Annotated in this window: 16 protein-coding genes; 11 read left to right on the forward strand and 5 right to left on the reverse strand. The window is 34.6% G+C overall.

Annotated features, from left to right (window positions below; all coding sequences use genetic code 11):
- Positions 1–519: 519 nt before the first annotated feature.
- The 4 genes from QOX03_RS04610 to QOX03_RS04625 form a co-directional block, all read right to left on the reverse strand.
- Positions 520–669, reverse strand: coding sequence for a hypothetical protein (locus tag QOX03_RS04610; RefSeq protein ID WP_165844967.1), 150 nt, complete (start codon positions 667–669; stop codon positions 520–522).
- Between the two features lie 307 nt (positions 670–976).
- Positions 977–2,536, reverse strand: coding sequence for an OstA-like protein (locus QOX03_RS04615; protein ID WP_283671708.1), 1,560 nt, complete (start codon positions 2,534–2,536; stop codon positions 977–979).
- Positions 2,537–2,998 carry a Fur family transcriptional regulator gene (locus QOX03_RS04620; protein WP_283671709.1) on the reverse strand — a complete coding sequence of 154 codons (462 nt, stop codon included), beginning with the start codon at positions 2,996–2,998 and terminating at the stop codon, positions 2,537–2,539.
- 36 nt (positions 2,999–3,034) lie between these two features.
- Complete coding sequence (locus QOX03_RS04625; protein ID WP_283671710.1) at positions 3,035–5,224, reverse strand: RelA/SpoT family protein; 2,190 nt, start codon at positions 5,222–5,224, stop codon at positions 3,035–3,037.
- A gap of 57 nt (positions 5,225–5,281) precedes the next feature.
- Here QOX03_RS04625 and QOX03_RS04630 point away from each other — a divergent pair, with 57 nt between their 5' ends.
- The 8 genes from QOX03_RS04630 (at position 5,282) to QOX03_RS04665 (ending at position 12,166) form a co-directional block, all read left to right on the forward strand.
- Positions 5,282–5,821, forward strand: a complete 540-nt coding sequence (locus tag QOX03_RS04630) for a hypothetical protein (protein ID WP_283671711.1) — start codon at positions 5,282–5,284, stop codon at positions 5,819–5,821.
- 6 nt (positions 5,822–5,827) lie between these two features.
- The gene (locus tag QOX03_RS04635; protein ID WP_119058035.1) at positions 5,828–6,778 is read left to right on the forward strand and encodes a TerC/Alx family metal homeostasis membrane protein; all 951 of its coding nucleotides are present in this window, start codon (positions 5,828–5,830) and stop codon (positions 6,776–6,778) included.
- Complete coding sequence (locus tag QOX03_RS04640) at positions 6,775–7,266, forward strand: dihydrofolate reductase (protein ID WP_283671712.1); 492 nt, start codon at positions 6,775–6,777, stop codon at positions 7,264–7,266. Before QOX03_RS04635 ends, QOX03_RS04640 begins: the two co-directional genes overlap by 4 nt.
- 165 nt (positions 7,267–7,431) lie before the next feature.
- On the forward strand, positions 7,432–8,067 hold the full coding sequence (locus tag QOX03_RS04645; RefSeq protein ID WP_283671713.1) for a DUF4290 domain-containing protein: 636 nt from the start codon (positions 7,432–7,434) through the stop codon (positions 8,065–8,067).
- Between the two features lie 3 nt (positions 8,068–8,070).
- Positions 8,071–9,387 carry a UDP-N-acetylglucosamine 1-carboxyvinyltransferase gene (gene murA, locus QOX03_RS04650; protein ID WP_119059381.1) on the forward strand — a complete coding sequence of 439 codons (1,317 nt, stop codon included), beginning with the start codon at positions 8,071–8,073 and terminating at the stop codon, positions 9,385–9,387.
- A gap of 38 nt (positions 9,388–9,425) precedes the next feature.
- Entirely contained in the window at positions 9,426–10,430 is a 1,005-nt protein-coding gene (locus QOX03_RS04655; protein WP_283671714.1) for a DUF368 domain-containing protein, read from the forward strand.
- The gene (locus QOX03_RS04660) at positions 10,423–11,436 is read left to right on the forward strand and encodes a DUF368 domain-containing protein (protein WP_119059379.1); all 1,014 of its coding nucleotides are present in this window, start codon (positions 10,423–10,425) and stop codon (positions 11,434–11,436) included. Before QOX03_RS04655 ends, QOX03_RS04660 begins: the two co-directional genes overlap by 8 nt.
- Positions 11,411–12,166, forward strand: a complete 756-nt coding sequence (locus tag QOX03_RS04665) for a shikimate dehydrogenase family protein (protein ID WP_119059378.1) — start codon at positions 11,411–11,413, stop codon at positions 12,164–12,166. The genes QOX03_RS04660 and QOX03_RS04665 overlap by 26 nt, the downstream gene beginning before the upstream one ends.
- On the opposite strand, the gene QOX03_RS04670 is transcribed toward QOX03_RS04665, so the two are convergent.
- Positions 12,154–12,567 (reverse strand): OsmC family protein, encoded by a 414-nt coding sequence (locus QOX03_RS04670; protein ID WP_119058028.1) that lies wholly within the window; start codon positions 12,565–12,567, stop codon positions 12,154–12,156. The genes QOX03_RS04665 and QOX03_RS04670 overlap by 13 nt on opposite strands.
- A gap of 74 nt (positions 12,568–12,641) precedes the next feature.
- On the opposite strand from QOX03_RS04670, the gene QOX03_RS04675 reads away from it, so the two are divergent.
- From QOX03_RS04675 to QOX03_RS04685, 3 genes are read left to right on the forward strand one after another with little or no spacing between them, the layout of a single operon-like run.
- Entirely contained in the window at positions 12,642–14,675 is a 2,034-nt protein-coding gene (locus QOX03_RS04675; protein WP_283671715.1) for a DUF349 domain-containing protein, read from the forward strand.
- 1 nt (position 14,676) lies between these two features.
- Positions 14,677–15,684, forward strand: coding sequence for a bifunctional diaminohydroxyphosphoribosylaminopyrimidine deaminase/5-amino-6-(5-phosphoribosylamino)uracil reductase RibD (gene ribD / locus QOX03_RS04680; protein ID WP_283671716.1), 1,008 nt, complete (start codon positions 14,677–14,679; stop codon positions 15,682–15,684).
- The gene (locus QOX03_RS04685; protein WP_283671717.1) at positions 15,653–16,258 is read left to right on the forward strand and encodes an IMPACT family protein; all 606 of its coding nucleotides are present in this window, start codon (positions 15,653–15,655) and stop codon (positions 16,256–16,258) included. The genes ribD and QOX03_RS04685 overlap by 32 nt, the downstream gene beginning before the upstream one ends.
- Positions 16,259–16,261 lie beyond the last annotated feature (3 nt).

Below are 16,261 nucleotides of genomic sequence, written 5' to 3' on the forward strand. Positions count from 1 at the left end.
CCGTTGTTAATCATTTGATTTTCGACGGTTTTATTTTTTAAGGGTAGCTGTTATTTCTTTTAAATTACTCTGATTTATTTTCGTATTGAAAGAACAAATGCTTGGCTAGATAATTTGAGATAACCGCTTAACAAGTTTGATTGGTTAGGGTTTAATTACCTTGCTTTTATGGTTATAGCTATTAAAAAATTCACTCCAAAAAAAGTTTAAATGGGGTCATCATCTAAATTTATATAATATGGAGTTGCTTAATTTCTTTTTCAAAAAGTTGGTTAAAATCATCGATAGTTACATGAATTCCTGTAATTTCATCTTTGCATATAGGAGTAAGTGTTTATTGTAATTAACTGTTATTCAACCACTAATATAAATATCTTACTCCTTTTTTACAACTTTTTCTTATCCATTATTCACGTTAATTTTATGTACTTTTTGTTTTATGACCCTTAAAAAATTAATAAGTGAAGCCAAAAAAAACCGACGCAATTAAGGACGGCCATTTACATTCTTTTTTAATTTTTAAACCTTAGTTTTATCGCTCCACAAAAGATAAGCAATGAGTATAAATCCTATACCAGTGAGCGCTGGCGGTAGCATTTGATTTTGATAACCAAGTAAAATCATAACAAGAGCAATGAGAATAAGTAAAATAAGGGCTATATTTTTCATTTTTTTATTTTGAAGTAAATATATGAAATCAAAAACATTCTATGGGAATAATTTAAAGTTTTTCTGAAAGATTCTCAAAGCAACTTATTATCTATTAAATTTAAGCTAACTAAAATTCATATTTGATGCTTTTTTTTGACTCAAAAATTTTAGATTTGAATAAAATCTTTAATTGATCTCAGTTTTTAATTTTTTTTTTAAGGCTTAAAAAATTTTTGATAATTATTCGTTGTCTATGATTATTTTTTTTGAAAATTACAATCTTGATGGATTAATAAAGTTATCATCTTAAAAAAGTTATTACAGCTCAGTCATTTAACTTAAGCTGCGTTGGCATGATTTCTTGCCAGGATTTAAAGCGTTCTTTTTCTCGCCAGATAAATTTGGGTAAAAAAAGTTCTATCTCACTGAATTTGTGCGGAGGGACAATCTTGGAGTTTGCGCCTCCTAAACATGAAATAATTTGTATATCACTTTTTTTGAACTTAGCTTCTATCGTGGCGCAGTCTGAGCGGTTGATTCCTACTAAATTTTTCTCAAGTGCTTGTTGCGTTAATGTATCTTTTTTCTCTTCCTCTAAATAGATTAGTGATTGAGCATTTCCATCTGCTTGCACCCAATCTAATTGTTCGTTGATAATAATGGCGAGCATTTGTCTGCTTTTGACTTGATGGAATTCTTCTTTGCTGAGCGAATCTCTTTTAGAAATTGCAAAAGCGTTGGAACGAACTTGTATGGAGTCTAATTTCTCTTGTGCTGTATTGATGAAAACATGAATGGTATCGCCCGTAATCTGATGCAAGCCGCTCCAAATTACAGGGTCGCTAAAGAAGCTTAATTTTCCTTGGCTTTCTGAAAGTACAATGCTATCTGCCTTGCCTTGCATATTGGTTTTGAAAAATTTAGCTTGATGAAAAGCCCGAATCAAACTCAATGAATCTGATTTTGAAACCATCAGTGTATCAGAATGGAGATAAAGTGAATCTTCTTCAAATGCTCTTACGGCCAAGGCGTTTCCCGTCACAAAAGCGCTATCTAATTCTTTGAACGCCTCACCATAATCGCCTTTAATAAATCTTTTTTCATTTGGGTCATTTAAAAAAACATTTCCTTCTCCTTTGCCAAAACCCGTCAACTGATTGTAGAAAAGTTTATCTGCTTGCAACATTTTTCCATCAGAATGCACAGAGCTATTATTTTCCAAATATGCTTTCTTTTCATCTAGATAATAGGTCCCCTTAGATGTTTTAATAAAACGTGTCGGGTTGTTTTTACTCTGGATAAAGGTTTCATCAAAAAATTCAACATATTTACCTTTAGAATAATGCTTTAAACTTTTGCTGGTAATCAGGTAATCTTTATTATTAATCACAATATCTGAATCAAAGCTATTGATCTGCTTATTGATATCATATTCTCCCGAGCGGCTGTTGATGATGCTTTCGTTGCTAGCAATCGTTCCGCCTGTGGTGTAATAGGCTTTATTTAATTTTCGATCATAGTTCAATTGATCGGTATAGAGCGTCTGCTCAGCATCTCGTAAAACGACGTTTCCTTCAGCTACTGCCAATTGTAGATTAGCATCATAGTCTACCTGATCTGCTGTGAGGTCATTGGCAGAGCTAATCATGTGCACATTAGAAAAAGCTTTTGCATAATTATTTTTCTCATCAAAGAGAATGCTATCAGCTTCCAAAATGGCCCCATTGTGCTCCATCCGAACGCTTCCAGATAATAGAATTTGCCCTGGGTATTTATCTCGAAACTGCTCGATTTTATCACTATGGATATGCTGTATTTTCCCTTGCTTTTGCTGCGCTCTTACCCAAATACTTAGAAATAAAAAGAGAAGAATAAAAACTCTCATTTAAGGTTTTTTACGAGTTCCGTAAAGGTATAAACTGTGTTTTTCTATATTGATATTAAAGACTTCTTCTATCGTATTTTTAATACTTTGAATTCTAGGGTCACAAAATTCTAAAACTTCACCCGTATCAGTCAACAGGACGTGGTCGTGCTGATTATCAAAATAGGATTTCTCAAAACGTGCTTGTTGTGAATCACCAAACAAATGTTTGCGCACTAACTTAGCATCAATCAAAAGCTCTATCGTGTTGTATAAAGTTGCCCGACTCACACGATATTTTTTTGCTTTCATTTTCATGTAAAGCTCATCGATATCAAAATGTTCATCGGTAGAATAAATTTCTTCTAAAATAGCATAGCGTTCTGGAGTTTTTCGGTGTTTATTTTCATCCAAAAAATGCGTCAAAACTTCTTTTACAATTTCAAAATTATTTTTTTTGTTTGAACTCTGCTGATTTTCCATTCTTCTTTAATTATTACAAATTTAAAAATAATTCTTTTAATTAGAACGTTTTACTTTTCTTACACTATCAATATGGCTAATCCCGTGTATAATTTTTTCTAGGTGAGATTTATTATCAATAATCATTGAAATATTCCCTTCAAAAACTCCATCTATTGATTTGAAGTTCAAACCCTTCATTTCAATATTGGCATTGCTGGACAAAAAATCTGTAATGTCCTTCACCAAGCCTTTGCGGTCTATTCCTTTGATTAAAATATCTGTCTCAAACTCTTGCTTTTCACCGTCTACCCACTGAGCTTTTAAAATCCGATACGAGTAGTTGGCGCGTAACTCTACTGCATTGCTACAGTTTTTTTTATGAACTTTCACGCCTCTATTTACTGTTATAAATCCAAATACATCGTCTCCCAAAATAGGATTACAGCAATTGGCCAAGGTATAATCTAATTTTTTTTCTTCTTCACCAAAAACTAAAATATCTCCTTTTTTTACATTTATTTCCTTTTTTTTAGCATTTGTTTTTTGCCTAAATCGATTGAGAAAGCCAGCAACTCCTGTTCTTTTATCAGCGAAACGCTTCAAATCCTGATTGGTAATTACACCATTCTGAACGTGTAAAAATAAATTTTGACTATTTTTCTCATTGAAAAAGGTTTGTAAATCATTTACTAAGCTTTCATCTAAATTTAATTTTAAACTTCTAAGTTTACGAGTTAAAATTTCTTTCCCTTCTTCTGATATAAGTCTTTTTTCAGCGTTGAGCGATGCCTTGATTTTTGTTTTCGCTCTTCCTGTCTTCACATAATCCAGCCAATCCATTTTAGGTTTTTGGTTTTGTGAAGTGATAATTTCTATCTGGTCTCCACTATTTAGTTCATGCGAAAGTGGGTAAAGTTTTCCATTGATTTTAGCTCCCAAGCAGCTATCACCCACATTAGTATGAATAGCATAAGCAAAGTCTAGGGGCGAAGAGCCTTTGGGCAGAGAAATCACATCACCCTGTGGGGTGAAAACATAAATTTCTTTGGAGTAAAGATTTAATTTAAAATTATCTATAAATTCTGAAGTCTCCTGATTGTCTTGATTCTCTAGAATTTCTCGCACTTGGTTTATCCAGCGGTCAACCTTATTTTCTTCTACCTTATAATTTTCTTTATATTTGTAGTGTGCCGCAATGCCTTTTTCTGCAATTTCATCCATCCTTTCTGATCGGATTTGTACCTCTACCCACTTACCGCCAGGTCCCATAACGGTGATATGCAAAGACTCGTAGCCAGTAGATTTCGGCTGGATAATCCAATCTCTTAGACGGCGTGGGTTGGGGCTATAAATATCTGTAATGATGGAATAAATCTTCCAAGCTATAAATTTTTCATCCTTTGGCTCAGATTTGTAAATAATTCGAATGGCAAATTTGTCGTAAACCTCATCAAAAGAAATATTTTGGCTATTCATCTTTCGGTAAATAGAATTTATCGACTTCGGTCTCCCTTTGATTTCGTAGCTTAAACCCTCTTGGTTCAGTACATTAGAAATCTTATCACTAAACTCCTGAATGTATTTTCTTCTTTCTTTTTGAGTATCCTCAAGCTGACGAGCAATATCAAAATAATCTTTGGGATTGGTGTACTTTAGGCTTAAATCTTCTAATTCACTTTTTATATTATACAACCCCATACGATGTGCCAATGGGGCGTAAATAAATGTTGTCTCAGAGGCAATTTTAAGTTGTTTTTTTTCGGGCATAGAACCCAGTGTGCGCATATTGTGTAGGCGATCTGCGATTTTGATAATGATAACGCGTATATCTTCTGAAAGCGTAAGTAATAATTTACGGAAATTCTCTGACTGAATAGATAATTCTTGATTATTTAAGACCGAAATTTTAGTTAAACCATCTATAATCTTTGCTATTTTATTGCCAAATAATCTCTCAATATCTGTCAAAGTATATTCTGTATCTTCCACAACATCATGCATCAGCGCACAGGCAATGCTTGTTGCCCCTAGCCCAATTTCATCTGCCACGATTTGAGCTACAGAAATCGGATGAAAAATATAAGGTTCACCTGATTTCCTTCTTTGCTCTTTATGAGCTTCTGCCGCTAAATCAAAAGCTTTACGAATCAAATCCTTGTCCTCATCGCTAAGTTTTCGGTATGTATTTCTCAGCATATCCTTGTATCGACGAGCTATTTCATATTTTTCTATCTCATTTTGCATGATATTTCTTTCGTAAGTCTTATTTTTGGTTTCAAATACTAAAATTAATAAAAACTAATGATACAAAAACGAAGTTTATTTATCTACTTTTTGTTTCTAGCCATCGGTCTTTCAGTTCAGGCTCAGGCAACACAGGCAGAAACACCGCCAAAAAGTGCATGGCGACTGGGTGGAAACATCGGTTTAAATTTTGGAAACAATTCTTACTTTAGCTTTGGTATCTCCCCAAATATAGGTTACCAAGTCAGCCCAAAACTCCTTTTAGGAACCAGTTTAGGCTATGCTTACCAGAAGAGCAATTATTTTAAAAATAATTTGTTTTCAGGCGGTCCTTTTCTCAACTATAATCTGCTACAAAATGTATTTACACATGCTCATTTAGAATATTTTAATGGCACAAGAAAATTTTATATGGATGGATTGAATAAAAAAAAAGTGAATGATGAAGAAGCAGCTTTGTGGCTCGGCGGTGGCTACCGCACAAACGGAAGGGTTGGCTACCAAATTGGGCTGATGTATAATGTGCTTTATAATGAGAATAAAAGTATTTTTAATTCTCCATTCAACACATTTAGTGGTGTAATAATTGCTTTATAATTTTTTATGGATATTCATTTTATTGTTTGGGCTTTATTATTTATTTTCATTGGAAGTCTTTTAGCTTTTGATCTTTTAGTTTTACATAAAAACGATCAAATTTCAAACCGAAAAACCACCATAGAAACCATTTTTTGGGTCTTCATTGCGTTGAGTTTTAGTGGAGTTATTTACCTGATTTACAAAAATAATTGGGTTCATAACCCAACTGATTTAACCCCTCACCAAGCGGTTTTAAAATACGTCACGGGGTATCTCATTGAGCTATCGCTGAGCGTTGACAATCTATTTGTGATTGCCATGATTTTTGCTAGCCATAAAATCCCACTGAAATACCAGCACAAAGCTTTATTTTGGGGGATCATTGGAGCTATTGTCTTCCGAGGTTTGATGATAGCCGTTGGCGTCGTATTATTCAACAAAATTTCTTGGATTGTTTATGTTTTTGGGGCATTTCTCATCTTTACAGCCTTTAAAATGTTGTATGATGAACTAAACGGAAACGAGGAAGAGAAGCCTTCAGCGTTCGCTCAATGGCTGGAAAGTAACTTTAACATCAGTAAAACTTTAGACGGAAATAAATTCTTTACCATCGAAAATGGGAAAAAAGTTGCCACTCCTCTTTTTGGGGCTTTAATTATGATTGAGTTTACCGATTTACTCTTTGCCGTAGACAGCATTCCTGCTATTCTTGCCATTTCACAAGACTCACTGATTGTCTTTTGCGCTACTATTTTTGCAACATTGGGGCTGAGGTCTATGTACTTTTTTCTCGCCAATATGCTCGAAAAATTCCATTACTTGAAGTATAGTGTATTTGCCATATTACTATACATCGGTATAAAATTAATTTTGATGCATCATTATGAAATCCCAGAGTTTTTGTCCCTAGGATTTATTGTTTTCTGTATTTTAGTTGGTATTTTTGTTTCTTTGAAAAAAAATCAAAACGCATGATCATCCAAATTGCAGCCATTTCAGAAAATAATGTTTTGGGAAAAGACGGAGATTTAATTTGGCATATCCCTGAGGATTTAAAACGCTTTAAAAAAATTACACTAGGAAATCCTATGATTATGGGTCGCAAAACTTTTGAATCTTTCCCCTCACCACTGCCAAGGCGTTTACATATTGTGCTAAGCTCTCAAAATCAAAGAAATACAGAAAATGTAATTTGGGTGCAAAATTTAGAGGAAGCCTTAGAGGTTGCTAAGTCTAAAAGTAAAGATATTTTCATCATCGGTGGTGGTAAGGTTTTTGAGCAAACATTAAATATTACTGACCGTTTAGAAATTACAAGAGTGCATGAAACCTTTGAGGGCGATGCTTTTTTTCCTGAAATTAAAGAAAAAGATTGGGAGCTAGTCGATTCTAAAGCAGGAAGTGATAAAAAATATAAAATAACTTATAACACTTATTTAAACAAACAAAACTCAAAGAGTTAGCATTAATCTTAACTTGTTTGTTCCTAAGCTTCTATGAGCTGTAAATTTATTGTAGAATAAATTTTAAAATATTTAGATAAATTTTTTAAGCCTTAAAAAAAATCTATTTCAAAATTTAGTTTAAAAATCATACTTTTACAGCCGCAATAATTTATAAAATAAAACATGCAATATAATACGCTAAAGAAAGATTTAATCATACCCGAATACGGCAGGCACATTCACCGCATGGTCGGCTATTGTAAAACGATAGAAGACAGAGAAGAGCGTAATTTATTTGCAGAAGCCATCATTGAAGTCATGGGAAATCTCAATACTTATTTGAGAGACGTCTCTGATTTTCAGCACAAGCTTTGGGACCAATTATTCATCATGGCTGAGTTTGATTTAGACGTAGATTCGCCTTTCCCTATCCCAGATAAAGAAACATTTCAATCGCCTCCGCAGCCTCTGAAATACCCTAAGTACTCTAACAAATATCGTTACTATGGTAAAAATATAAAGAAAATGATTGATGTTGCTATAGAATGGGAAGAAGGTGATAAGAAATTAGGTTTAGTCAAAAATATTGCTAACCAAATGAAAAAGAGTTACCTACTTTGGAACAAAGATCAGGTAGACGATCAAGTTATTTACAATCAATTAAAAGATTTATCTAACGGGAAATTGGATTTAGAAAAAATGGAGAAAGCCTCTGATTATGATGTGAATCTTTCTTCTAAAAATGATTTGACCAACGGGCGAAGCAAAAAAAATTATTCCACTTTCAGAAGACCAAAAAGAGGAAAAAGAAGAAATTAATTTATGGCTTATTTTGAAATTAAAGGAGGTAAAAGCTTGAAAGGAGAAATCACCCCTCAAGGAGCTAAAAATGAAGCTTTACAAATCTTATGTGCCGTGCTGTTGACGGATCAACCTGTACGTATTACCAATATTCCAGACATACAAGATGTCAATCGTCTGATAGAGATTTTAAGCTATTTAGACGTTAAAATAACCAAAAATAGCAAAGGAGATTACACATTCCAAGCCAAAGATTTGCATCTAGATTATTTGGAATCTGAAGGTTTCAAAAAAGATGGAGCTGCTTTGCGTGGGTCTGTAATGTTGATGGGGGCTTTGCTCGCTCGCTATGGTTTTGCACACATGCCCAAGCCTGGCGGAGACAAAATCGGAAGAAGAAGATTAGACACACATTTTAAAGGCTTTATGGAGCTCGGTGCTGAATATAGTTATGAAAAAGAAAATCACTTCTACACGCTGCGTGTACCTGATGGCGCACGACTGAAAGGAACTGAAATGCTTTTGGAAGAAGCCTCCGTTACTGGAACGGCTAACATTATTTTAGCAGCCGTTTTGGCCGAAGGAACTACAAAAATTTACAATGCAGCTTGTGAGCCATACATTCAGCAACTTTGTGAAATGCTAAATCGTATGGGAGCTAAAATCAGTGGCGTGAAAAGCAATTACCTTAGCATTGAAGGTGTAGAGAAATTGAATGGGACAGAACATCGTATTTTGCCCGACATGGTAGAAATCGGTAGCTGGATTGGGCTTGCTGCTATGACAAAATCTGAAGTGACCATCAAAAATGTGAGCTGGGAGAATTTAGGAATCATTCCTTCTGTTTTCAGGAAATTAGGCATCAAACTCGAGAAAATAAATGATGATATTTTTATCCCTCGCCAAGAAAATTATGAAATAGAAACCTTCATGGATGGGTCTATTCTCAACGTCTCAGATGCACCCTGGCCAGGCTTCACTCCTGATTTATTGAGTATCATATTAGTCATTGCCACCCAAGCCAAAGGGAGCATTTTGATTCACCAGAAGATGTTTGAAAGTCGACTCTTTTTTGTTGACAAATTGATAGATATGGGAGCGCAAATCATCTTATGCGACCCGCATCGAGCTACTGTAATTGGCTTAAATCATGAAACTGAATTGCAAGGAACGACGTTGACTTCGCCTGATATTCGTTCTGGGATAGCACTTCTGATTGCAGCTCTTTCTGCCAAAGGAAAAAGTTACATTCATAATATCGACCAAATTGACCGTGGCTATGAAAATATTGAAGAACGTCTCCAAAAAATCGGTGCCGAAATTAAAAGATTTGAATAAAAAAATTTAAGGCTTAAAAAATTTTAATAAAAATTTCTATGAAAAAGCATCTTTGGATTTATTTGAAAGGGATAGCCATGGGTGCGGCTGATGTCGTCCCTGGCGTATCGGGCGGAACTATTGCATTCATCACTGGAATTTATGACAATCTGCTAAGCAGCATCAGCAACATCAATCTTGAGCTCATCAAGACTTTGCAAAAAGAAGGTTTTGCTAAGGCTTGGGAAAAAATCAACGGAAATTTTTTGATTGTTTTACTAGCAGGAATTGCTACCAGCATTCTCTCTTTAGCCAAATTGATAACTTATTTGATGCATCACTACCCGATTCAACTTTGGAGTTTCTTTTTTGGATTGATTGTGGCTAGCATTTTTTATGTTGCCAAAGAAATCACACGCTGGCGTTGGGTAGAATTTATTATGCTTTTTTTAGGTGCTGCTTTTATTTTTTGGATTAGCATTTTACCCCCTTTAGCATCGAACGACAATTATATCTATTTATTTTTTGCAGGAGCTATAGCAGCTTGCGCCATGATTTTACCTGGAATCTCAGGCAGTTTTATCTTATTAATTTTAGGAGCTTACTCCATCATCATTGCAGGGATTGCAGATAGAAATTTACTTTTGCTCACCATCGTTGCATTAGGAGCGATTACGGGGCTTTTAGCATTTTCTAAACTTTTAAATTATTTATTAGCCCAATTTCACGATCCGTTTATCGCTATTTTGGTTGGCTTTTTAATTGGTTCACTTTGGAAAATTTGGCCTTGGAAAGTTGATGAACAAATTTTTGTAAAAGAAGAAGGTATCCAGGCAGGAGAAAATTTTTTAGCTCCATACCGTAGTTTGACGGCTTACTTCTCTCATTCAAATAATCCTGATACGAATGCCATGTCTTACATCGAGAGAAATATTTCTCCATTTTTCTACGAGCAGATCAATCCACAAGTATCCAATCAACTATTTTTCAGCATCATTTTTGCTATCATTGGATTCTCTATTTTATTCACAATAGAATTTATCGCAAAAAAACAAAATGGGTAATCGTACATTTCTGAGTTATTTCATTCTATGGTTTAAGGGCTTGCTGATGGGTACTGCCAATAAAATCCCAGGCGTTTCTGGCGGAATGGTAGCACTCGTTACTGGTTTTTATGAGGAATTAATTTACAGTTTCCAAAAATTTAATTCAAAAGCATGGAAGCTCCTTTGGAACAGGCGCTGGAGTCAATTTCTGCAGTACATCAATTTCAAATTTCTTTTTGCCGTCAATTTTGGCTCTGTCTCTGCATTTTTCACCATTTCACTACTTTTAGACTACATCATGCGACCTGTGAGTCAAAATGGACTGGGATACCAAATCAGTGTTTGGAGTTTTTTCTTTGGAATGATTATCGGCTCTGCTTACTACGTTTGGGATAAAATTACGCGCTTTAGCCGCAATGTCTTTTTGGGAATCATCATCGGAGTCTCCATCGGTTTATACATCAGTTTTTTAGACCCCATGTTGCCTAACGAAAATCTATGGTTTATCCTCTTGTGCGGCATCATCAGCGTCAGTGGAATGACTTTACCTGGTTTTTCTGGCTCTTTTATTTTAATCATTTTAGGAAACTACAATTTATTACTAGTTGAATCTGTTAACAATTTATTTTACACCATTTTAGCCATTTTCAACAATGACTGGCAAAATTTAGGAACAGTAACACCAGAGGAATATACCACACGAGTTCATCTCCTAAAAATCATGGCTGTTTTTGCGATAGGTTCACTGGTAGGGCTCGTTTCTTTTTCTAAAATCATGGGTTATTTGCTCAAAAATTATCACAACATTGTCTTAGGTTGGCTTATGGGATTTATCATAGCCAGTTTAGGAGCTGCGTGGCCTTGGAAATCACAAGATTTGAATGAGCAGCAGCAGCTTTTAGGCTACACACGCTATATGCCAGAGGTTGGTTTAGAATTTTATTACCAAATTGGGGTAATTATTTTAGGAATCCTATCCATTGTTATTTTCAATTTTTATGAGAAAAAAGCATCCAAATTTTGAAACTTATGGCTTGATAGGTAAAAATATTTCTTACTCTTTCTCACCAAAGTTTTTTGAAAAAAAATTTAAAGCCTTAAAAAAAAATGCAGAATATCTCATTTTTGATTTAGAAGAAATTCAGCAAGTTAAAAAGATTTTCAAAAAAGAAAATCTCAAGGGTTGCAACGTAACGATTCCGTACAAACACACTGTGATCCCATTTTTAGATCAACTAGACCCCATAGCCAAAAAAATCAATGCTGTGAATACCATCGCTTTTGATGGCGAAAAGAAAATCGGGTACAATACTGATGTCATCGGATTCCGTGATTCTTTAAAGAAAATATTAAAAAAACACCACACCAAGGCTCTTATCTTAGGCAATGGCGGTGCAGCAGCTGCTGTAGAAGAGGCTTGTTATCAGCTGAATATCAAGTCTCAAATCGTTTCACGAAATTCTCAAAAAAACATCATTTCTTACCAAGATTTAAGTTCAGAAATCATAGAAGAATTCAAAATTATCATCAATACCACTCCGCTGGGTTCAGCACATTACCCCGAAGAAAAACCTGAGATTCCTTATCATTTCTTAAATAAAAATCATTTGTGCTATGATTTGATTTACAATCCTGCTGAGTCTTTATTTTTAAAGGCTTCAAAAAAACATGGAGCGCAAATCAAAAATGGGCTTGAAATGCTGGAACTTCAGGCGGAAGCTTCCTATGCCATTTGGCAAAATTACAGCCAATGAAAATCTATTTCTTGCTCTAAATCTGCCGATAGACTTTTAGCTACAGGGCAATTCAGTGCTGTTTTTTCGATGATTTTTTTTTGCTCTTCATCCAAATTAGAATTTAATTCAAAATTAATTTTAATTTTAGCAATTCTTCGAGGCGAAGATTCCATGATTTTATAAACCTCTGCTTTGATTTCTCCTAAATCCCACCCGTTGCCGCCTGCTTTGATGCCCATGAGCGTCATCATACAACTACACAAGGCGGCAGAAACCAAGTCTGTTGGTGAAAAAGCTTCTCCTTTGCCATGATTATCTGTCGGTGCATCGGTAATGATTTTTGCCATCGAGTGGGTGTGCGTCGCTTCAGTTCTCAATTCGCCCAAATATGTAACTTGAGCAGTACTTTTTTGATTCATAAATTATAATAAGTTTATGTAAATTTAAAGATATTCATTAGATTTGTTTCAACAGCTTAATAAAATTCAACACCATGTCAAACGATAATCAAAACCTGCAAAATGCAGATGGAAAAGAAAATTTGAATGCGCAACTCAGTAATCATGAAGGAAATTCGGTGAAATCTACCGAGGAAAATACGCCCCAAAAAGAGGAACTTCGTCTTAAAAATGAAGCGGACGTTTCTACGGCTACTGAAAATGATTTTGATGAAAATGCAGACTTAGACCAACACGCTGAAGAATTAAATGAAAATAGCCAAGAGGAGAATGAAGGTTTTGCTGATGATGAGGACGCTAACAAAATTCCTGAACAGAAAGATTACGATGATATGAGCTTGGCTCAGCTTGTGGGTGAGGCTTCTATGCTGATAGGAAAATATGCTGTGGTTCATACTAAAAAAAGCTTCCAACAGCTGAAAAATACTTTTACTCAAAAGTTTGAGGAAATGGAGCAAATTGCAAAAGAAAAATTCTTGGAACAAGGTGGAAATGAGATAGATTTCCGTTTTGAAAATAAGGATAAACGGGATTTTGATAAATTATTTTTTGAACATAAAAGTAAATTGAGAAACCATTACGAATCGATAGAGCAAGAGCAAAAGAAAAATCTAAAGGAGCGAGAAAACATCATTGCTGAACTCAAAGCCCTTTATATAGAACCCGCAGATAGCAATCAAGATATTTTTAAAAAATTTAGGGAATTAAAAACCCGTTGGCACAATGCTGGCCAAATCCCAAAATCAAATGCTAATGATATCTTCAAAAACTATTACCATCATTTAGATAATTTCTATGAGTTTTTGGATTTAAATCAAGAATTGAGAAAAATGGACTATGACCATAACTTGAGCGTGAGAAAATCTATCATAGAAAGAACTAAAAATCTGCTGGGAGAAGATAACATTCAAAAGGCGTTGAATGAACTACAATACCTGCATAGAATGTGGAAAGAAGAGGCTGTGCCTGTAGCAGAGGAGCATCGTGAGCCGACTTGGCAAGAATTTAAAAATTTAACCAACCAAATTCATGATAGAAAAAATGAATTGGCTGAACAGATTCAGAAAAAACAAGAAGAAAATCTAGAATTGAAGCTTGATGTAATTGAAAGTATCAAAAATTTAACTACTGAAGAAAAAATCAATTCGCATAATCTTTGGCAGAAAAAAATTAAAGCCTTAAAAAAATTACGCGACGATTTCTTTGCAATTGGGCGGGTACCAAAGGATAAAAATCAGCCTACTTGGGATAAGTTTAAAGAAGCTTGTAGAGAATTTAATCAGCAGAAAAATGCCTACTACAAGGATATGAAAAAAGAGCAATCTGAAAACATTGAGGCTAAGAAAAAATTAATTGAAATCGCTCAGGAACACCGCTATAGCACCAACTGGGCTGAGTCTGTGAATGTGGTAAAAAGAATTCAAAACGATTGGAAAAAAATCGGGCATGTTCCGCGTAAATTATCTGACCAATTATGGGAAGAGTTTAGCGCCGCCAACAATGAATTTTTTGAGCGTTATAAAAATCGAAACAACGAGAAACTAGAGGAGCAAAGAAAAAATCTTGATAAAAAAGAGCAAATCATTCAAGAAATGAAAGAGGCTACTCCGCCAAAAGATAAAGATGAACTGCTTGCTTGGGTCAATAATTTCAGCGTTCAGTTTTCATCCATTGGTTTTGTGCCCAACGGTAAACAAGATATTAATAAAGAGTTTCAGAAAATTTCAGGACAGTTATTGAAAAAGGCTGGCTTGAATGAAAATGCAATAAAAAATGCACAATGGAATCAAAAAATAGAAAATATTAAAGAAAATCTGGATGATGCTCACCTGAAAAAATTAAAATTTGACCTGAAAAAACAAATCGATGAGTTGCAAAAAGAAGTAACTCAATTACAAAATAATTTATCCTTTTTCTCTAATGCTGATGAAAGCAATCCTCTATTTAAAAGTGCTAAAAATAGTATTGATAAAAAGGAAAATGAACTCAAAGATTTAAAAGCTCAGTTTCATGACCTTAAGTTAATCAACTTAGAAGCCATCGCAGGAGCCAAAGCTGAGGAGGAATAAAATGAGCTTCCACAAAAGCATGATGCAACGCTGCCTACAATTAGCCAAAAACGGATTGGGAACAACTTACCCCAATCCGTTGGTAGGCTGCGTGATTGTGCATGAAGGCAAGATTATTGGCGAAGGTTGGCATCAAAAAGCTGGTGAAAATCATGCTGAAATCAATGCCATTAACACCGTAGAAGATAAAGATTTACTGCCATTCTCCAGTCTCTATGTCAATTTAGAACCTTGTTCTCATTTTGGTAAAACGCCGCCTTGTGCACATGCAATTGCTCAGCACAAAATCCCTCGAGTTTATATAGGAACAACTGATTTTGCCAGCCATGTCAATGGGCAAGGAATTGAATATTTAAAAAATCATCACACCAAAGTAAAAACAGGTATTTTATCTTCCGAATGCCTGCATCTCAATCGGAGATTTTTCACCAATCAATTGAAATCCAGACCATATATCATCTTAAAATGGGCACAGACGCAAAATCATTTTTTTGCACCGATTGATGATTCCCAACAATGGATTTCATCAGTTTATGCAAAGCAACTAGTCCATTTTTGGCGAAGCCAAGAAGATGGTATTTTAGTTGGCAGAAAAACTTTAGAAATCGACCAACCTCAATTAAATGTGAGATTATGGGCGGGGCTGAATCCTAAAAAATTTTTTCTAAGCCTTAAAAAAAACAATGAAAGTTTTGATGAATTTGAGTCTTTTTTCAAAGAAAATATAGCGCTGGATAAAGATGAATTTTCTAAAGCTTTAAAAATTTTATATAAAAACGGAACTAGCTCTCTTATTATAGAAGGAGGAGCCAAAACACTACAAAGCTTTATCGATTTTAATTTGTGGGATGAAGCAAGAATCATCACCTCCCCCTCCATTTGGCAAGAAGGCATTAAAGCTCCCGAAATTACAAATTTCAGCAAAAGACAAAAAATAAATTTAATTCAAAAAGAGACTTTAACTACCTATTTTAATCATGAATTTAAGCTGCCAGAGTATCAAAAATGATGTGAAAGAAATTCTGATGAAGGAAAAGGGAAGTAAATTCATTGGATTTGCTTTTTCGGTTGAAAATGAAGATGAAATCAATGCTAAACTTCTAGAATTAAAAGAGATCTATCCCGATGCGACCCACCATTGCTATGCTTATCGCTTGGGTTTTGATGGTGAAATTTACCGTGCTAATGATGATGGCGAGCCCAGTGGCTCGGCGGGTATTCCTATTTACAATCAAATTCGTTCTGCCGAATTGACTTACACCCTTGTGGTTATAATTCGCTATTTTGGTGGCACAAAACTGGGCGTGGGAGGGCTAATTCAAGCTTATAAAAAAGCTGCTGAACTGACTTTAGCTGAAGCTGAAAAAATAAGCTTTATTCAAAAAGAAAAATATTTCATCAAATTTGAATATGCTCAACAAAACGAAGTTCAAAAAATTTTGGAAAGTATAAATGCTGAAATCACGCAGCAAAATTTCATTGATTTCGTTGAATTTCATTTTGAAGTCCCCAAAAGCAAAGAATTGATGCAACGAAATGTTTTTGAAGAAATTCAACATTTGATAGATTTGAAAAAAGTTTAATTT

This window comes from Candidatus Ornithobacterium hominis (assembly GCF_951229915.1).
In the GTDB taxonomy this organism is placed as follows: domain Bacteria; phylum Bacteroidota; class Bacteroidia; order Flavobacteriales; family Weeksellaceae; genus Ornithobacterium; species Ornithobacterium hominis.